Origin of the sequence: Flavobacterium anhuiense, from assembly GCF_900101855.1 — a bacterium.
Lineage (GTDB): Bacteria > Bacteroidota > Bacteroidia > Flavobacteriales > Flavobacteriaceae > Flavobacterium > Flavobacterium anhuiense.
Window position 1 is genome coordinate 149,329 of record NZ_FMVC01000008.1, and the last position, 19,363, is coordinate 168,691.

Genomic DNA, 19,363 nt, shown 5'->3' on the forward strand with positions numbered 1-19,363 from the left:
TTTTCTTAGAAGAAAGAGAATAGAATAAAGAAGAAAGATTTATTCTGAATTTATAGAAAGCAGTTATTGTAATGATAGCTGCTTTTTTGCTAATAACAACTAAATAGTTTATGACTAAAATTTTAAGCTTAGTTTTTTTATTTTGTCTATTTTCATGTAAAGAAAAAACAGAGGAACTAAAAGTACTGAAAGAACAGAATTTAGAAGAAATTGATCAGGAAGATGTAAGAACAATAAGTACGAGTGTGACAGATTACGATACATTAATTAATCGGGTTAAAAAGAGAGGTGATGTAGAAGCTTATGATGAACTTTTTTATAGTTTCAAAGATTGTTGTTTCCGTGAAAGCACAGATAGTGTAATGTTATACGCTAAAATTATGGCGGAGAAATTTAATTATGAAAGAGCTTATTTTGATTATTATCAAGCTATGTTGGAAAAATACAATATAGATAATTCAAATTTTCCTCAAATTGACATTAGTAAAATGAATAAAAAGGAAAAACTGAAATTGGAAAATTGGTTTAAAATGATGGTTCAAAAAAAGCTAATAACACAGCGGAGAGTGGATTCTATTAAAAGGTAATCTGTATAGGCAATTGTTTTCAAACATAGCTCGTGGTTTCAACCACGGGAACACGATGCATTTCCCCAATTCGATTCCCGTCTTTGAAACCACGGGCTATACTGACTATGATTGTTTCATAATAAAAAAGCAATATCCCCAAAAATTATCCGTTCTAATTAATACCAAAGACTTTTCAAAACTCAGCACCTTAGAATCTCAGCGACTTAGCATCTTTAAAAGAATTAAACCTTTAAAAGAAAGTCGAGTCTTATTGTAATAATTTCTGAACGATGAAAAAAAGCAGTCTTTGGTCCTTACGATTAGGTTTTTCAGGAAAACAAGCTTCAAAAATTGAAAAACTCGGCTTAGAAAAATTTCTAAAGCAATCTTATAATTCAAAATTTGATACAGCACTTCCAGACTTTCTGCAAGATCAGCCTAAAACTACTTTAGAGCTTAAGCAAGTTCGAGAAATCATCAAAACTTCAGACCCCGAAACCAAAAAGGAAATTCAGAAAAAAGAAAATCAAGCCACTGCTGAATTCAAAAAATGGTGGATTGCTAAAATGCGAAATGATGAATTTCCATTGCGTGAAAACATGGTTTGTTTTTGGCACAATCATTTTGTTTCGACTTCTCAAAAAGTAAAAATCAATTACTGGATTTATCAGCACAATATGATTTTGCGCGAAAATGCCTTTGGCAATTTCAAAGAATTAACCAAACAAATTCTGAAATCAAACGCAATGGTGCGATACCTCGATAATGGCGATAATAAAAAAGGAAAAGTAAACGAAAATCTAAGCCGTGAATTACTAGAACTATTCACAATCGGAATTGGAAATTATACCGAAGACGATATTAAAAATGGTGCAAAAGCTTTGGCCGGATTGAATATTGGCGATGAAGGTGCGGTTTACAGAAAGAATATCGAAGACAACAGCGATAAAATTTACTTCGGAAAAAAAGGAAATTGGAAAGCAGATGATTTAGTGGATATTATTTTCGAACAGAAAAACATTCCGTACCTCATTACCCGAAAAATTTTGAAATGGTTTATTTGTGATAATCCGCCTGAAGATTTAGTGGTGTATTACGGAGATTATCTTCGAAAGCAAAAATTTGAAATCGAACCTTTATTGACTAAAATCTTTACGGAAGAATTTAAAAAAGAAAATTCTGGAAATAAAATCAAAAATCCGCTGGTTTATATTTTACAGCTTTGCGACGAATTGCAGATGGAGAATGTAAGTGATGCCGCAATTATGGCATTTATAAAGCAGCAGGGAATGGATTTGTACAATCAGGTGAATGTAAAAGGCTGGGATGGTGGAAATTCTTGGCTGACTTCGCAGATTTATCTTCAAAGAAACAATACAGCCGATTTATTATGCAGTGGAAAAAGTCTGAATCGAAAGGTTTTGAAAACGATGATGAACGGAGTTGAAAAAGAAAAATCGGAATATGAAAAAGTTGCCGTAAAAGTCGCTTTTGATTCTGATGGAAATAATAAAACGATTATTTCAGAATTGTCAGACCGATTATTATTTAATGTCAGCGATTCGGCTCAAAAAGATATGGAAAATCTTCTGAAATACGATTTTGATCCTAAAGACCCACACGCCGATTTTGCTGTGGTCAGACTTTTTAATTACATCGCAAAACTTCCAGAATATCAATTAATCTAAAAAGCAGTAATCATGAACAGAAGAAATTTTCTAACATTGACAGGAACTTTTACAGGCGGATTGCTTGTGCTTCCCGATTTTTTACACGCTTTTGGTTCTCAGAACAATTTGATTGTGGGAGAACAATGTGTCGTTTTTGTACAGCTGAATGGCGGAAATGACGGTTTAAATACCTTTATTCCATATGATGATCCATTATATTATGATTTACGAACGAAAATTGCTTTAAATAAAGATTTGGTTATTGGTAAAAATAAAGGAATGGCATTTCATCCTTCGTTAAAAGATTTTGCCCAAATGCAACAAAACGGAGATTTAACCGTAATTCAGAATGTCGGTTATCCAGAACCTATTCGTTCTCATTTTAGAAGTCAGGAAATCTGGCAGACTGCAACCGATTCGAATAAATATATAAATGAAGGCTGGCTCGGTAGATTTCTAGATTTGCAATGCAACGGACATCAGGCAACGGCGGGAATAAATTTAGATTCGATTGATAATTTGGCTTTAAAAGGTGTTGAACCTAATTTTATAACCGTAAAAGATCCACATCGATTTAAAGTGAAATCAAAAGAAGAAGATGTGACTTTGTCTAAAAATCCACATTTAGATTTTGTTCGAAAAATTGCCAATTCCGTTACCGAAGGCTCTGATGAAATCCAGAAAGCTTTGGCCAAATCTAAAACCGAAATCAGTTATCCTAAAACAGAATTATCGAAAAATTTGGAATGGATTGCAAGACTGATAAAAGGAAATCTAAATTCAAAAGTATATTATACCTCTCTCAACGGATTTGATACGCACGACAATCAGCTTGCAATTCACGAAAGAAAGTTAACCGATTTAAACGATTCGTTATACAGTTTTTATTCCGATTTAAAACAAGCTCAATTATTGCAGAATGTCACAATCGTAGTTTTTTCCGAATTTGGAAGACGCGTAAAGGACGACGGCAACGGAACAGATCACGGAACTGCGGCGCCAATGTTTATCATAGGAGGAAACAACAAAGGAACTATTTTAGGAAGAAATCCAAATTTAGCTGACTTAGATAATGGAGATTTAAAATATGAAATTGATTTTAGAAGTGTGTATGCGTCTTTATTAAAAGAAAAAATGAATTTTGATTATTCTAAAATTGGAATTATGAATAAACCAGTTTCCGGATTGTTTTGATTGGTAAATAGCCACGACCCGAGCGATAGCGAATAGACGAAGCAATTCACGAATTTTATTTTAAAATCTGTGAAATTAGATTTAATTGCACAGAGATTTGCGCGAATTCGTGAATTTGTGGCGAAAAAAAAATTAGCATCTCAGCAACTTAGAACCTCAGAATCTCTTTTTAATATTCTCATTTTAAGCCGATATTTTTATATTATCATACAAAACCTGCCAAATTTGTTAAGAAATCCTTTTTTGTTTCATAAAATGCAATCTTTTTTTTGGTGCACTAAAAATAATTTATACATTCGCAGAGAATTTACAAAATAACACAAACAAAATGGCAAGTAACCGTTTTTATTTTAGCAACAATTTTTATTTCTTCTTTAGTAGAAGTCAGGATTGTGCTATGGTTATTTGAGATCGAATTTTAAGACAAATAAAACTAATATACAATCCTGATGCAAATCAGGATTTTTTTTTGACTATATGACAACGAAAATTGCAATACAAGGTATAAAAGGATCATTTCATCATCAGGTTGTGAAAGAGTATTTCTCTGAAAATGTGGATATTGATGAATGCTTGTCTTTTGAAGAATTGATCGACAGCCTTATTGCCGGAAAATCTGATCAGGCTGTTATGGCGATCGAGAATTCAATTGCAGGGCCGATTATCCCGAATTACGCATTGATTGACAAGAATAATTTGCACATTATTGGAGAACATTATTTGAATATTCAGCAGAATTTAATGGCTTTAAAAGGTCAGAAAATTGAAGATATAAGAGAAGTTCATTCACACCCAATGGCACTTTTGCAGTGTATGGATTTCTTGAAGCAATATCCAAATATCAAATTGGTTGAGGATAAAGATACTGCTGAAACAGCAAGAAGAATTCAGGAAAAACAGTTAACCGGAATTGCTGCAATTGCGAGTGTAACCGCTTCCGAAATGTACGATCTGGATATTATTGCATCATCGATTCAAACGATCAAAAACAATATGACGCGTTTCGTGATCATCAAAAAGCAAAATTCATTTTTGCCAGAAAGCGAAATCAACAGAGCATCGGTAAAATTTGAATTAGATCATAAAAGAGGAAGCTTAGCGGCGGTTTTAAATGTCATGAGCGACTGCAAACTGAATTTGACAAAAATCCAGTCGCTTCCAAAAATTGAAACACCTTGGAAATATTCATTCTTCGTAGATGTAACATTTGAGAAGTACGAAGATTTTGCAAAAGCCAAAACGTTATTAAACATCATGGCAGAATATTTCAAAGTATTGGGAGAATATAAGAATACCAGACCTTAAAAAAGGAAATTCCAATTAAAGAATTCCAAATTACAATCCTTCGGGATTAAAAAATAAAGAAACTCTAAAAGAGAATAAATAGAAATCATGATTACAACAGCAAAACGATTAGACACAGTTGAAGAATACTACTTCTCATCAAAACTAAGAGAAGTTCGTCAGTTGATGTCTGAAGGAAAATCGATCATCAACATGGGAATTGGAAGCCCTGATTTGAGTCCGTCAAAAGCAGTAATTGAAGCAGTCGCTGCAGCAATTCAAGACGAAAACGGACACGGCTATCAAAGCTATCAGGGATTGCCAGAAATGAGACAGGCGATGGCGGATTTTTATCGTGATCAGTTTGGTGTTGAAGTGAATCCGAATAATGAGATTTTACCTCTTATGGGTTCAAAAGAAGGAATTATGCATATTTCGTTGGCATTTTTAAATGAAGGCGATCACGTTTTGATTCCGAATCCGGGTTATCCAACTTATACTTCGGTAACCAATTTGGTTCAGGCAGTTCCGGTTTATTATGACTTGAAAGAAGAAAACGGATGGGAACCAGATTTTGAAGCTCTTGAAAAATTAGATCTTTCGAAAGTAAAAATTATGTGGCTGGGTTATCCGCACATGCCGACAGGGGCTCGAGGAAGTTTAGCGTTATTTGAAAAATTGGTTGCTTTTGCTAAAAAACACAATATATTATTGATCAACGACAATCCATATAGTTTTGTTTTGAATGATAATCCGATGAGTTTATTGCAAGTTGAAGGTGCGAAAGATGTGGCTTTAGAATTGAATTCGCTAAGTAAAACATTCAACATGGCGGGCTGGAGAGTCGGAATGGTTTTAGGAAATCCTGAAATTATCGATGCGGTCCTAAAAGTAAAAAGCAACATGGACAGCGGCATGTATTACGGAATTCAAAAAGGTGCAATTGCAGCTTTGAAATGTGATAAATCATGGTTCGAAGACCAAAACAAAATTTACAGACGCCGTAGAGAATTAACAGAGAAACTAGCAGAAAAGCTAAACTGTAAAGTATATAAAGAAGGAGTTGGGCTTTTTGTTTGGGCGAAACTTCCGGAAGGAATTGAATCAGCAGAAAAGTTCATTGACGAAATATTATATGAGAAACATATTTTCATTACACCGGGAACCATTTTTGGAAGCAATGGAGAAGGTTATATCAGATTCTCATTGTGTGTGAAAGAAGAAAAAGTACAAGAATCGATTGATCGATTTTAGAGTTTTTGCTATAGGTAAAAAGACTACTATCTTTCAACTAAAAAATCTAAAAGATTAATATATAACAATTAAAAATAAAACCTGTAAAATGAAAAAACTACAATTATTTTATATGCTAATACCAATTTTATTTATCGCATGTGAGGGAGATGAAGGACCTATTGGAGAAAAAGGATCAAGCGGAATAAATACTTTGGTAAATATGTCTGTTGTAAATCCAGGAATAGATTGTGAGAATGGAGGAATAAAAATTGAGACGGGATTGGATAGTAATTTTAACGGGATACTTGATAGTAATGAAGTTCAAAATACAAAATATGTTTGTAATGGAGTAAATGGAAAAAATAGTCTTACAACAGTTGTAAAAGAACCTGCAGGAGTAAGTTGTGAAAATGGTGGAATAAAAATAAATTCTGGTTTAGATTTAAATAGAAATGGGATTTTAGAAGAAAATGAAATAATTTCTACAGCATATGTTTGTAATGGAGTTGACGGGAATACAAATTTAATAAGGACAACTAATGAGAATTCAGGAGGTAATTGTGGAAATGGAGGATTGAAAGTTGAATATGGATTAGATGTAAACAAAGACGGAATATTAAATGACAATGAAGTAAAATATACAACTTATGTATGTAATGGAATTAATGGGAATGTAAGTCTTGTGAATATAACAGATCAAGCTAAAGGTGGAATTTGCGGAAACGGAGGAATAAAAATTGAATCAGGGATTGATGTAAATAATAATAAAATATTAGATAATTCAGAAGTTCAAGTTACAAAATATGTTTGTAACGAAGATACAGGAATTGTAAGCGAAGAGATTAGATTGAGAATTGCGGATGGTGTTGGTTCTAATGCTAGTACATCTAGTTCAATTCCTGTAGTTGCGTCAGGTATTACTTTTGATCTTAGTAATTATAAGAATGTAAATTCAATAATTTTTGAATCGGATCCGTATGTTTATTATACTGGACCAAATGTTGTAAATAACAATTATGCTTTATTAGAATTATATAATGTTACTGATAATACTACGATTTTAAATTCTTTGATTAAAACTAATAATTTAAGTAACGAAAGAGTCTCTCTTAAATCAGGTGAACTTATAAATGAAATTCCTAAAAAAGAGATAAAATTAGGAATAAAATTGAGCTCAGAAATTAACGGGCAATATGCTGTAAGTGGAATTGGATATCTCATTTTAAAAAAGTGAATTTTTTAATAATTTATTGATAATTCAAGTGAAATTTATAAAATATGAAACTTGCCAGATTTTAACATGTTCATCTAAATTTCATTGAAGTTAATGAAAAAGAAATATGAAAGTATACGTAATAGGAATAGGGTTAATAGGCGGTTCGATGGTGCTAGACATCAAAGGACGTTATCCTGATGCTACTATTTTAGGAATCGACAGTAACGAAAAACATTTGCAGGAAGCAATTGATCTTGGAGTTATTGATGAAGCAGGAAGTTTTGAAGATCTGCAAAAAGCCGATTTTGTAATTGTTTCGGTTCCGGTAGATGTAGCGTTGACAGTTTTGCCTAAAGTTTTGGATGCTGTAGGGGATAAAACGATTGTTTTTGAAGTAGGATCTACTAAAAAACCAATTTGCGAAGCAGTGGCCAATCACCCAAAAAGAAGAAATTTTATTGCGACGCACCCAATTGCGGGAACAGAGTTTTCGGGTCCATCAGCAGCAATAAGAGGTTTGTTTCAAGGAAAGACAAATATTATCTGTGAAGTCGAAAAGACTGCTTTTAAATTGCAGGAGAAAGCATTAAATCTTTTCACTTCAATTGGAATGAGAATTCGATATATGGATCCCGTTTCGCACGACAAACACATTGCTTATGTTTCGCATTTATCGCACATTAGTTCGTTTATGCTCGGAAAAACAGTAATGAATAAAGAAAAAGACGAACAAGATATTTTTGATATGGCGGGAAGTGGATTTGAAAGCACCGTTCGTTTGGCAAAAAGTTCACCTGCAATGTGGACACCAATTTTTAAACAAAACAAAGAATACGTTCTGGAAACCTTAGAAGGGTATATCGCAAATTTAACTCAGTTTAGAGATTTGCTGGCAGACGACAACTACAACGCCATTTTTGAAGAAATGGAAGGCGTAAATAAAATTAGAGAAATATTAAACGGAATAACTATAAAAAAGTAAACTATAAAAACGATGGAAAATAAAAAAGAAATGAGAAAGTGGTTAGAAGATTTCAATTTAAATCACCCACTTGTGATAGCTGGACCTTGTAGTGCAGAAACTGAAGATCAGGTTTTGAAAATCGCTCACGAATTAAAAGATTCAAAAGTAAGCGTATTCAGAGCTGGAATCTGGAAACCAAGAACTCGTCCAGGAGGATTTGAGGGTGTTGGTGAAATTGGATTAAAATGGTTGCAAAAAGCTAAAGCTGAAACTGGTTTATTAATGGGAACTGAAGTTGCAACTGCAGCGCACTGTAAACTAGCTTTAGAACACGATATCGACGTTTTATGGGTTGGTGCACGTACAACGGCAAACCCTTTCGCGGTTCAAGAAATTGCTGATACTTTAAAAGGAACTGATAAAATTGTTTTGGTTAAAAACCCAGTAAATCCAGATTTAGCTTTATGGTTAGGTGGTGTTGAGCGTTTACACATGGCTGGAATCGAGAAATTAGGTGTTATTCACAGAGGTTTCTCTACTTACGAAAAAACAAAATACAGAAACATTCCAGAGTGGCAGATTGCTATCGAATTGCAAAATAAATTCCCTGATTTACCATTAATCATCGATCCATCTCACATTACTGGAGATCGTAAAATGATTTTCGAAGTAACTCAAGAGGCTTTAGACTTGAACTACGACGGTATGATTATCGAAACGCATATCGATCCAGACAACGCTTGGTCTGATGCGGCTCAACAAGTTACTCCAGATGCTTTGAAACAAATCATCAAAGATTTAACTATCAGAAAAACGGATGATACTACAGACGAGTACAGCCAAAAAATGAAAAAACTAAGAGCTAACATCGACGTTTTGGATGCTAACTTATTAGAGTTGCTAGGAAAACGTATGAAAGTAGCTGATGAAATCGGTCAAGTGAAAAAAGATGCAAACGTTGCGATCCTTCAAAACAACCGTTGGAACGAAATCTTAGGAAAAATGATTTTGGAAGGTGAGAAAAAAGGCCTTACTGAAGAGTTTGTTTTGAAATTATTCAAAGCAATTCACCAAGAGAGTATTGGTCATCAAGAGAAAATTTTCAACGCATAATTTTGTCTTAAACCATATAAGTGATATAAGATAATTTAGGTTTGGTTAAGATTTATCTTAAGTTTTTCTTATAGCACAATATTAAAAATAGATTGTTTTTTTAAATCCCCATAGCTTTGAAAGAAGTAGTGGGGATTTTTGTTTAGGAAAATATTCGCCCAGTTATATTCAAATATATTACTTATATGGTTTAAATTATTCATTTATCTTTGCAAAAGATTTAGGTTTTAATCTAAAATCTAAAATCAGAAATCTAAAATAAAAGAATGACAGGAACCGTATATAAATCTACAGGAAGCTGGTATACTGTAAAATCTGAAAAAGGAGATTTTATAGAATGCCGTATGAAAGGGAAGTTTAGAATAAAAGGTATTAAAAGTACCAATCCTATTGCTGTAGGCGATATAGTCGATTATGAGTTGGATGAAACTTCGGATGCTATTACGGGAACGATTCATAACATTCATGAAAGAAAAAACTATATCGTTCGTAAATCGGTTAACTTGTCAAAGCAGATTCATATTATTGCTTCTAATATTGATCAGGTTTTTTTACTGATTACGATTGATAATCCGCCAACGACGACAAGTTTTATTGACCGTTTTTTAGTTACTGCCGAGGCCTATGGAATTGAGGCTATTCTTGTTTTCAATAAAATTGACACTTTAACAGAACAAACTTTAGACGATCAGCTTTATCTGCAGCATATTTATCAGGAAATAGGATATAAGTGTCTCCGAATTTCATCAACTGAAAATAAAGGAATTGACAAGCTGAAAGAAATGATGATCGGAAAAGTAAGTATGTTTTCTGGACATTCAGGTGTTGGAAAATCAACTTTGGTTAATGCATTAGAACCAAGTCTTCACTTAAAAACTTCCGTAATTTCAGAACAAAGCAAGCAAGGACAGCACACCACGACTTTTGCTGAAATGTACGATTTGTCTTTTGATGCCCGAATTATTGATACTCCAGGAATTAAAGGATTCGGAATCGTAGATATGGAGCCAACTGAAATCACCGATTATTTTCCAGAATTTTTCAAGCTCAAAGATCAGTGCAAGTTTAACAACTGTTTACACAAAGAAGAACCGCAGTGCGCCATAAAAACGGCTTTAGAAAAAGATGAAATTGCTTGGTCACGTTACAATAGCTACCTTAAAATTCTAGAAGGTGACGATGAGCATTATCGTACCGATACGTATGGAGAAGATCGCGCTGCGAGTGATGAAACGAGAAAGTAATTATGAATTGTGAATGGTAAATTGTGAATTATGACTGATAACATAATCAAAACAAAGTCTTTTAGTTTTGCACTGAGAATTATTAAACTTTTTCAGTTTTTAAAAGATGATAAAAAGGAATATGTTTTAAGTAAGCAATTACTTCGCAGTGGTACAGCGATAGGTGCATTAATAAGAGAATCTGAGCAAGCAGAAAGCAAAAAAGATTTTATTCATAAACTTGCGATAGCTCAGAAAGAAGCAAATGAAACAGATTATTGGCTGGAATTGCTTTTTCAATCTCATTATTTAAATGAGACCCAATTTCGATCTATTAAGGCTGATATTATAGAAATAAATAAAATTTTAGCTTCAATAATTATAACCTCTAAGCAAAAATTAAGTACTACATAAATTCACAATTTACCATTCACAATTCACAATTTCTATGAGAATAGTTATCCAAAGAGTTTCAGAAGCATCAGTAACCGTTGATGGCCAAAAAACAGCAAATATTCAAAAAGGTTTATTGGTTTTAGTCGGAATTGAAGATGCCGATACTCAGGAAGATATCGATTGGCTTGCTGGAAAAATCATAAAAATGAGAATTTTTGGTGACGAAAACGACTTAATGAATTGCTCGGTTCAAGATATTGACGGAGATATTATTGTTGTTAGTCAGTTTACGCTTCATGCATCGACCAAAAAAGGAAATCGTCCTTCATATATAAAAGCAGCCAAACCAGATTTTGCAATTCCAATGTACGAGAACTTTGTTCAGGCAGTGGAAAAAGAATTTGGAAAGAAAGTGCAAACTGGAATTTTTGGTGCCGATATGAAAGTCAGCCTTTTAAATGACGGGCCAGTTACAATCGTAATGGATAGCAAAAACAGGGAATAAAATATTATTAAACATTTGTTAAGGATTTCTGAAAATAATATATATTTGACGAAAATACCTACTAATGAAAAACCTGTTTTGCGCGTTATTTTTTATTTTATTTACCGCCAATATTTCTGCTCAAAAGAGCATTTATCCTATATCTTCTATTCCTGATAGTTTAACACAAAATGCTAATGCTGTTCTTCGTTTAGACCAGATGGATATTGTCATTGCTTCGCAAAGAAGTATGAATATTAAAACTCAAAGAATTGTTTCTGTTTTAAACGAAAAAGGTTTAAAAGATATTGATGCTTTTAGTCATTATGATAAGACAACTTCAGTGAAGAATATTGAAGCTATAGTCTATGACGCTTTAGGAAATGAAATCAAAAAAATCAAAAGAAAAGATTTTAGGGATCAAAGTGCCGTAAGCGGAAGCACACTTTTTTCAGATAATCGAGTGCTTTACTTGAATTATACTCCAATTTCATATCCTTTTACTATTGCTTTTACGTGCGAGACTGAAACTTCAAATACTGCCTTTATACCGCAATGGTATTTTATTGGTGGCTACTATTTAAGCGTAGAAAAATGTGTTTTGAATGTTACTTTTCCAAAAGGATTGGGCTTTAAGAAAAAAGAGTTCCGATTTGATAATTTCAACATAAAAAAAACAGCCGATACCGATACCAATTTAAGTTATATAGCAACAAATATTCCTGCTCAAAAACAAGAAGATCTTAGCCCTTCGCCTTCAGATCTTTTTCCTAAAGTTATGATGGGATTAGAAAACTTCCATTTAGAAGGAGTTGATGGAAACGCTACCACGTGGGAAGCATTCGGTAAATGGTATGGCGATAAAATCTTAACGGGAACCACTGTTTTACCCGAAGAAACCAAAAGCAAAATCAGGGCTCTTGTTGGTGATGAAAAAGATCCTGTAAAGAAAGCTAAAATCATTTACGATTATGTGCAGAAAAAATCCAGATATGTAAACATTGCCGTTGGTATTGGCGGTTGGAAACCCATGTTGGCCAATGATGTGGATCGTTTAGGATACGGAGATTGTAAAGCATTATCAAATTATACAAAAGCACTTTTGCAGGTTGTAGATGTTCCGTCTTACAATACCATTTTATACGGCGATCGTTACAAAGCAGATATTCAGTCTGATTTTGTTTCGATGCAAGGAAACCATATGATTTTGGCAATTCCGAACAAAGATAGTTACATCTGGCTAGAATGTACAAGTCAGGATGATCCATTTGGTTATCAAGGAACTTTTACAGACGATCGTGATGTTTTGGTTGTAAAACCAGAAGGAGGAGAAATTGTTCGCACTAAAATCTACGACGATCGAGGAAATATCCAAGATGGAAAAGGAACTTACACAATTGATGGAGCTGGAAATTTCTCAGGAACATTAAAAATTGCATCACAAGGAAGTCAATATGCATCTAAATCTCGAGTAGAAACCATGCAGCCAAACGAAAAAGAAGAACATTACAAAGAGTATTGGGATAATATCAACAACTTGAAATTGGGCAAAATTACTTTTACAAACGATAAAGAGAATATTCGTTTTACTGAAGATGTTCAGTTAAGCGCAACAAATTATGGAACGTTGACGGGTAATAAAATGATTTTTGTGGTTGATGCTTTTAATCAATATACAGGAAATATAAAACGAGTGCGAAACCGCAAAAATCCATTTCAAATTCAGCGTGGCTATTTCGATACAGATGAAATCGAGATCAATCTTCCTGATGGCTACAGTATTGAATTTCTTCCCCAGAATTATGAGCTAAAAGGAAAATTTGGCGAATACAAAACTGAAATCATCAAAAAAGACAATAACAAATTAACTTATAAAAGAACTATGTTCCTCAACAAAGGAAAATATTCTAACAAAGAATATGATGAATACCGTTTATTTATGGAACAAGTTTCAAGAAACGACAATGCCAAAATAGTCTTAACCAAAAACTAACAATTGTAAACTAAAATAAACCAAAAATTACCAATGAAAATTATTAAATTATTTAGTCTAACTGTGATTTTATTGCTTAGCCCAAAAATAATTTCACAGGAATTTAAACTTGGAAAAGTGTCTGTTACTGAACTGCAGCAGAAAGTACATCCTAAAGATTCATCTGCCGCGGCTGCCATTTTATACAAAAGAGGAAAAGCAAGAATCGATTACGATCAAAACACAGGATTTGTAACTTATTTGGATGTTGAAACCCGTATTAAAATCTATAAAAAAGAAGGATATAATTGGGCCAATGAGGCAATTTGGTATTACTACGGTACTGATTTTAAAGAGAAAGTATCTGTAAGCGATGCTGTGACGTATAATTTGGTAGGAGGTAAAATTGAAGCTACAAAACTGAAAAGTGATGGAGTATTTGATGAGGCAGTAAGTAAATTTCGAAGCCAGAAGAAAATCACTATGCCGAATGTTAAAGAAGGTTCTGTTATAGAATTCAAATACAGCGTTAGAAGCCCAGATGTACTTATTCGAGATTGGGATTTTCAAACTAGTATTCCTGTAAATTATTCAGAATTTAAAACATATGTTCCTGAATATTTTGTTTTTACTCCAGCACAAAAAGGGTATGTTTTTCCCAAGGTGGTTTCAGAAAAAGCTAACAAAACGTTCCTTATTAATTCAAAAGAAAGATATAACACAGGAGGTTTTGGAGGCGGAGCAACTCAAACAGAGTTTTATCAGGATAAAATTGAATATGTAGAAACTCAAACGACTTATACTGCAGAAAATTTTGCAGCGATGAAAGATGAATCGTATGTAAATAATATAGAAAACTATATGTCATCGGTTTCACATGAATTGTCAATGACGAGATTTCCAAACAAACCTATAAAGCAACTTTCTACAGATTGGAATTCAGTTGTTAAAACAATTTATGATTATGAAGATTTTGGTCCAGAATTAAATAAAACAGGATATTTTGAAGATGACCTGAAAAAACTGCTTGCAGAAACAAAAACACCAGAAGAGAAAATTTGGGCCATTTTTAATCATGTGAAATCAAACGTGAAATGGAACAATTATACAGGTTATAGCTGTGACAATGGCGTAAAGAAAGCCTACAAAGAAAAAACAGGAAATATTGCCGACATTAATTTAATGCTTACAGCAATGCTTCGTTATTCTGGTTTAACGGCAAATCCGGTTTTGGTGAGCACACGTTCTAATGGAATTGCGCTTTTTCCGAACAGAACAGCGTTTAATTATGTAATTGCGGCTGTAGAAACTCCAAGTGGATATATTCTATTAGATGCTTCCGAAAAATTTTCAACTCCAAATATTTTACCACTTAGAGTTTTAAACTGGAAAGGAAGATTAATACGAAAAGACGGAACTTCTGAAATGATTGATCTAATGCCTGAAAAAGCATCAAGTGATAATGTTTTTATGTCTTACAGCATTGATTCTGATGGAAAAGTCACAGGGAAAACTAGAAGACAATATGCAGATTATAATGCTATGATAGCAAGAAACAATATTAGCAATCTTAAAGAAGAGGAATATCTAGAGAAACTTGAAAACAAGCATAACAAAATAGAGATAAGCGACTACTCTAAAACCAATGAACATGATGTATTGCTTCCCATTATAGAAACCTATTCTTTTACAGGAAATAATTTATGCGAGCTGATTGGCGATAAAATATACTTAAATCCGATGCTATTTTTTACCAATGATAAAAATCCTTTTAAACAGGAAGTGAGAGAATATCCGGTTGATTTTAGTTATCCGTTTGCTGATAAGTATAATATCACGATTAAAATTCCAGAAGGTTTTGCAGTGGAAACATTGCCGGCTCCTGCAGCTGTAACAATGGAAGATAATCTTGGTGCTTTTAAATTTAATATTGCATCCAATGGAGATACTTTACAATTGTCTATTTTACATCAGATAAATGAAGCTATTGTTTCCGCTGAAAAGTATGATATGCTGAAAGAATATTACAAGACCATGATTGCTAAAGAAACAGAAAAAATCGTTTTAAAACGTATTTAAATTATGCCGAAATTTCTCCTAATTTGTATTGCCTTTTTTTGGAGTACAATAACCATTCAAGCTCAAAATTATGAATTGGGCAAAGTAACAATCGCAGAATTAAATGAGAAAGTTCATCCTAAAGATAGCAGCGCACCCGCTGCTATCTTGTTTAAAAAAGGAAGGACTTATTTTGGATATAACAAAGATGTTGGATTCTACGCAAATCATGTCTGTGAAGTAAAAATCAAAATATACAGGAAAGAAGGTTTAAGCTGGGCCGACCAGAAAGTGCGCTTTTATACTGGATACGAAAAGTTAAACGAAGATCGTTTAGAATTTTCAGAAGCCGTGACGTATAATTTAGAGAATGGAAACATTGTAAAAACAAAACTAAACAACCAGGGAGAATTTAAAACCAAGATTAATAAGTATTGGAAGGAAAAGACGATTACCTTGCCAAATGTAAAAGTCGGTTCTATCATTGAGTACAAATATGTTTTAAGATCTGAAAATCTTATTAAATTTCCAGATTTTGATATTCAGTTTGATATTCCTGTTGATTATTTTTATTATAAAACACAGATTCCAGAGTTTTACATTTATAAACCGCTCTTAGTTGGAGGAATTCCGCTCGAAACAGAATCTAAATTTACAAGTGCCAGTCAGAGCTTTGATAATGCTTACAGCCAGACAAGCTCATTTAGTTATAAACAAATTGAAACCTTTTTTAAAGGAAAAGATGTTCCAGCGCTAAAAGAGGAACCTTATGTTAATAATTTAGAAAATTATCGAGGAAGTATTCAGCAAGAATTAGAAAGAGTTCGTCTGCCTGATCAGCCTGTTAAAGACTACAGTTTAACTTGGGAAGGTGTTGCAAAAACTATTTTTAAAGACGAAAGTTTTGGAAAACAGCTTAATCAAGGCACTTTGTTTACAGATGATTTGAATAAATTATTAACCAACGTAGAAGATAAAAAAGAAAGATTAAATCTGATTTTTACGTATGTTAAAAATCGAATGAACTGGAACGAAATTAATAGCTATTACACAGAAAAAGGAGTTGAAAAAGCTTATAAAGAACAAACTGGAAATGTTGCAGAAATAAATTTTATTTTGATAAACATGCTTCGCGCAGCTGGTATAGAAGCAAATCCTGTTTTGGTAAGTACAATTCAAAACGGACTTCCGGTTTATCCCACAAGAACTGGATTTAATTATGTAATAGCAGCAGCAGAAATTGATGGTAAAAGAATTCTTTTGGATGCTACTCACAAACTCACGGCGCCGAACATTTTACCATTAAATGTTTTAAATTGGAAAGGGCGACTAATTAAAAAAGATGGGAGTTCGGAAGAAATTGAATTAGATCCAGTAGCACAGTCGAAAGAAATTTATGGCTTGATGGCTAAAATTGATCCAGATGGAAAAATGAATGGTCAAATAAGAGTTCAAAGGACAGATTATGATGCATATAGTTTTAGAGAAGAAAATAATGGTAAAGCAGAGGACGTTTATCTGGAGAAATTTGAAAATAATTTGGGAGATGTAGAGATTTCAAATTATTCAATAGAAAATCAGAAATCAAATTTGGATCAATCTGTTGTAGAAACTTTTTCATTTACATCAAATAACCGTTTAGATATTATTGATGGTAAGATTTTTATCGATCCATTATTGTTTTTTACCAGAAATAAAAATCCTTTTAGCCAAGAAAAAAGGCAAATGCCTATCTATTTTGGATATAAAAATATGGAAAGATTTAATTTTAGTATTCAAATTCCAGAAAACTATGCTGTAGAATCTATTCCAAAACCGGTAAAGATAACTTCAGAGGATAAACAGATGTCTTATATCTTAAATTTTTCGGTTGCTGGAAACAAAATTCAAATTGTGAGCCAAAAAGAAATCAACAATAGTATTTTTGCAGCTGAGGATTACGGAATGATAAAAGAGTTTTTTCAGAAGATGATCGTAAGCCAAAATGAAAAAATAATTCTTAAAAAGATATAGAAGATGGATTTGAAAAATGCACAATTAGCTGTTGACACTTGGATAAAAGAACACGGAGTTCGTTACTTTAATGAATTAACCAATATGGCGCAGCTTACAGAAGAAGTAGGTGAAGTTGCTCGAATTATTGCACGCCGTTACGGAGAACAATCTGAAAAAGAAAGCGATAAGAACAAAGATTTAGGAGAAGAATTGGCAGATGTTGTTTTTGTTGTGCTATGTTTAGCCAATCAAACAGGAATCGATTTGCAAGCGGCTTTCGACAAAAAAATGGATTTAAAATCGGTTAGAGATAAAGATCGTCACAAAAACAATGATAAATTGAAATAATTGTGAAATATCACTCATAAGTTTTGAATTATGAGTTTTCAATTTTGAATTATGAATGGGGAGTGGTAAATTGCGGGGCTGAATTATGTTTCTAATCATTCATAATTCATAATTCACAACTTACAATTAAAAAAATGAATTTAAAATTAAGCACGAATTCACCATTCACCATTGATGATTCGCAACTAAATATCACCGGTTCAAAAAGTGAAACGAACCGTTTATTGCTTCTAAAAGCTTTATTCCCAAATATTACTTTAGCCAATACTTCAAACTCAGACGATAGCGAAGTAATGCAGAAAGCATTAGTAGGAAATGATGAAATCGTAGATATTCACCACGCCGGAACTGCAATGCGTTTCCTGACTGCTTATTTTGCTGTAAACGAAGGTAGAGAAGTGGTTATGACAGGTTCTAGCAGAATGCAGGAACGCCCAATCAAAATTTTGGTTGATACTTTAAGACAATTGGGGGTTGAAATCTCTTATGAAAAAGAAGAAGGTTATCCGCCAATTCGAATCAAAGGAAAAAAAGTTACGGCTTCAAAAGTTACTTTGGCAGCAAATGTAAGCAGCCAATATATTTCGGCACTTTTGCTTGTAGCTTCAAAATTAGAAAATGGTTTAGAACTTACTTTAGAAGGAGAAATTACTTCAATTCCCTATATCAAAATGACTTTAGCTTTGCTGACGGATTTAGAGGTTAAAACAAGTTTTGAAGGAAACGTAATCAAAGTATTCCCTAAAGAATCTGTTGAAACAAAAGAAATGGTTGTAGAATCGGATTGGAGTTCAGCTTCTTATTTCTTTAGTTTAGTTGCTTTATCTGAATCTGCTAAAATAACTTTGAGCAGTTATAAAGAAAACAGTCTTCAGGGAGATTCGGAATTAGTTTCGCTGTATGAAAAAATGGGAGTGAAAACGACTTTCCAAAACAATAAAATGACTTTGGAAAAAGTGGCAGGTTTCAATTATCAAGATGTAAATTTTGAATTGAACAATACACCAGATATTGCGCAAACAATTGTAGTGACTTGTTTAGGTTTAGGAATTGGATGTCATTTAAGAGGTCTTCATACTTTAAAAATTAAAGAAACAGACCGATTAGAAGCGCTTAAAACAGAACTTACTAAATTAGGGGCAAATATTTCCGTAACAAACGACAGTTTGACTTTAGTAAAATCTGATATTATAAATCATGATGTAAAAATCGGAACCTATAATGATCACCGAATGGCAATGGCTTTTGCGCCGTTGGCAATAAAAGTTCCAATTATTATAGAAGATGCAGGAGTTGTTTCAAAATCGTATCCAGATTTTTGGGACGATTTAAAGGCTTTAAACTTTCAAATTTCAGAATTGTAAAAAAAATGAACCATGTAAGTAATATAAGTTCATTTAAATAAAAGCTTACTCAAAGTATTTAAAACATAGCCTCTGGTTCAGCCAGAGGTTTTTTTATGTCCAAGTTTGAATATAATCGCAAAGTTTGTCATTTCGACGAAGGAGAAATCTTCGCAAGTAGCTCCGCAATCAAAATCTAATCTTTGTCGAGTTTCTGGCGAAGATTTCTCCTTCGTCGAAATGAAAATAATATGTTGAAAATGTTTCTTATAGAAAAAAACACATTTTTAATGGTTCT

16 protein-coding genes are annotated in these 19,363 nt (G+C 33.0%); all 16 read left to right on the top strand.

Going from position 1 to position 19,363, the window contains the following annotated elements; all coding sequences use genetic code 11:
- Positions 1-110: 110 nt before the first annotated feature.
- Positions 111-587, top strand: coding sequence for a hypothetical protein (locus BLP44_RS19975; protein WP_091135498.1), 477 nt, complete (start codon positions 111-113; stop codon positions 585-587).
- A gap of 272 nt (positions 588-859) precedes the next feature.
- A complete protein-coding gene (locus BLP44_RS19980) occupies positions 860-2,257 on the top strand; it encodes a DUF1800 domain-containing protein (protein ID WP_066033458.1) in 1,398 nt (465 codons plus the stop codon).
- Between the two features lie 12 nt (positions 2,258-2,269).
- Positions 2,270-3,433 carry a DUF1501 domain-containing protein gene (locus BLP44_RS19985; protein WP_091135500.1) on the top strand — a complete coding sequence of 388 codons (1,164 nt, stop codon included), beginning with the start codon at positions 2,270-2,272 and terminating at the stop codon, positions 3,431-3,433.
- Between the two features lie 477 nt (positions 3,434-3,910).
- Positions 3,911-4,738, top strand: a complete 828-nt coding sequence (locus BLP44_RS19995) for a prephenate dehydratase (protein ID WP_091135504.1) — start codon at positions 3,911-3,913, stop codon at positions 4,736-4,738.
- 87 nt (positions 4,739-4,825) lie between these two features.
- Positions 4,826-5,971: a pyridoxal phosphate-dependent aminotransferase gene (locus BLP44_RS20000; protein WP_091135506.1), complete on the top strand. Its 1,146-nt coding sequence runs from the start codon at positions 4,826-4,828 to the stop codon at positions 5,969-5,971.
- 88 nt (positions 5,972-6,059) lie between these two features.
- Positions 6,060-7,187, top strand: coding sequence for a DUF7151 family protein (locus BLP44_RS20005; protein ID WP_119793162.1), 1,128 nt, complete (start codon positions 6,060-6,062; stop codon positions 7,185-7,187).
- A gap of 106 nt (positions 7,188-7,293) precedes the next feature.
- Positions 7,294-8,151 (top strand): prephenate dehydrogenase, encoded by an 858-nt coding sequence (locus tag BLP44_RS20010; RefSeq protein ID WP_091135510.1) that lies wholly within the window; start codon positions 7,294-7,296, stop codon positions 8,149-8,151.
- Positions 8,152-8,163: 12 nt separating this feature from the next.
- Entirely contained in the window at positions 8,164-9,246 is a 1,083-nt protein-coding gene (locus BLP44_RS20015) for a bifunctional 3-deoxy-7-phosphoheptulonate synthase/chorismate mutase type II (protein WP_008465020.1), read from the top strand.
- A gap of 266 nt (positions 9,247-9,512) precedes the next feature.
- The gene (gene rsgA / locus BLP44_RS20020) at positions 9,513-10,490 is read left to right on the top strand and encodes a ribosome small subunit-dependent GTPase A (RefSeq protein WP_091135513.1); all 978 of its coding nucleotides are present in this window, start codon (positions 9,513-9,515) and stop codon (positions 10,488-10,490) included.
- Positions 10,491-10,520: 30 nt separating this feature from the next.
- Positions 10,521-10,883, top strand: coding sequence for a four helix bundle protein (locus BLP44_RS20025; protein WP_091135517.1), 363 nt, complete (start codon positions 10,521-10,523; stop codon positions 10,881-10,883).
- Between the two features lie 34 nt (positions 10,884-10,917).
- A complete protein-coding gene (gene dtd, locus BLP44_RS20030) occupies positions 10,918-11,370 on the top strand; it encodes a D-aminoacyl-tRNA deacylase (RefSeq protein WP_091135521.1) in 453 nt (150 codons plus the stop codon).
- 64 nt (positions 11,371-11,434) lie between these two features.
- Positions 11,435-13,342, top strand: a complete 1,908-nt coding sequence (locus BLP44_RS20035; protein WP_091135525.1) for a DUF3857 domain-containing protein — start codon at positions 11,435-11,437, stop codon at positions 13,340-13,342.
- Between the two features lie 33 nt (positions 13,343-13,375).
- Entirely contained in the window at positions 13,376-15,400 is a 2,025-nt protein-coding gene (locus BLP44_RS20040; RefSeq protein ID WP_091135529.1) for a transglutaminase domain-containing protein, read from the top strand.
- A gap of 3 nt (positions 15,401-15,403) precedes the next feature.
- A complete protein-coding gene (locus BLP44_RS20045) occupies positions 15,404-17,392 on the top strand; it encodes a DUF3857 domain-containing protein (protein WP_091135533.1) in 1,989 nt (662 codons plus the stop codon).
- A 3-nt stretch (positions 17,393-17,395) separates the two neighbouring features.
- Positions 17,396-17,722: a nucleotide pyrophosphohydrolase gene (locus BLP44_RS20050; protein ID WP_008465007.1), complete on the top strand. Its 327-nt coding sequence runs from the start codon at positions 17,396-17,398 to the stop codon at positions 17,720-17,722.
- A gap of 134 nt (positions 17,723-17,856) precedes the next feature.
- Positions 17,857-19,086 carry a 3-phosphoshikimate 1-carboxyvinyltransferase gene (aroA, locus tag BLP44_RS20055; RefSeq protein WP_091135536.1) on the top strand — a complete coding sequence of 410 codons (1,230 nt, stop codon included), beginning with the start codon at positions 17,857-17,859 and terminating at the stop codon, positions 19,084-19,086.
- Positions 19,087-19,363 lie beyond the last annotated feature (277 nt).

What these genes read in the sequence shown, in the direction of transcription:
- BLP44_RS19975 (WP_091135498.1), top strand. Translation starts at nt 111, where the DNA reads ATGACTAAAATTTTAAGCTTAGTTTTTTTATTTTGTCTATTTTCATGT.
- BLP44_RS19980 (WP_066033458.1), top strand. Translation starts at nt 860, where the DNA reads ATGAAAAAAAGCAGTCTTTGGTCCTTACGATTAGGTTTTTCAGGAAAA.
- BLP44_RS19985 (WP_091135500.1), top strand. Translation starts at nt 2,270, where the DNA reads ATGAACAGAAGAAATTTTCTAACATTGACAGGAACTTTTACAGGCGGA.
- BLP44_RS19995 (WP_091135504.1), top strand. Translation starts at nt 3,911, where the DNA reads ATGACAACGAAAATTGCAATACAAGGTATAAAAGGATCATTTCATCAT.
- BLP44_RS20000 (WP_091135506.1), top strand. Translation starts at nt 4,826, where the DNA reads ATGATTACAACAGCAAAACGATTAGACACAGTTGAAGAATACTACTTC.
- BLP44_RS20005 (WP_119793162.1), top strand. Translation starts at nt 6,060, where the DNA reads ATGAAAAAACTACAATTATTTTATATGCTAATACCAATTTTATTTATC.
- BLP44_RS20010 (WP_091135510.1), top strand. Translation starts at nt 7,294, where the DNA reads ATGAAAGTATACGTAATAGGAATAGGGTTAATAGGCGGTTCGATGGTG.
- BLP44_RS20015 (WP_008465020.1), top strand. Translation starts at nt 8,164, where the DNA reads ATGGAAAATAAAAAAGAAATGAGAAAGTGGTTAGAAGATTTCAATTTA.
- rsgA (WP_091135513.1), top strand. Translation starts at nt 9,513, where the DNA reads ATGACAGGAACCGTATATAAATCTACAGGAAGCTGGTATACTGTAAAA.
- BLP44_RS20025 (WP_091135517.1), top strand. Translation starts at nt 10,521, where the DNA reads ATGACTGATAACATAATCAAAACAAAGTCTTTTAGTTTTGCACTGAGA.
- dtd (WP_091135521.1), top strand. Translation starts at nt 10,918, where the DNA reads ATGAGAATAGTTATCCAAAGAGTTTCAGAAGCATCAGTAACCGTTGAT.
- BLP44_RS20035 (WP_091135525.1), top strand. Translation starts at nt 11,435, where the DNA reads ATGAAAAACCTGTTTTGCGCGTTATTTTTTATTTTATTTACCGCCAAT.
- BLP44_RS20040 (WP_091135529.1), top strand. Translation starts at nt 13,376, where the DNA reads ATGAAAATTATTAAATTATTTAGTCTAACTGTGATTTTATTGCTTAGC.
- BLP44_RS20045 (WP_091135533.1), top strand. Translation starts at nt 15,404, where the DNA reads ATGCCGAAATTTCTCCTAATTTGTATTGCCTTTTTTTGGAGTACAATA.
- BLP44_RS20050 (WP_008465007.1), top strand. Translation starts at nt 17,396, where the DNA reads ATGGATTTGAAAAATGCACAATTAGCTGTTGACACTTGGATAAAAGAA.
- aroA (WP_091135536.1), top strand. Translation starts at nt 17,857, where the DNA reads ATGAATTTAAAATTAAGCACGAATTCACCATTCACCATTGATGATTCG.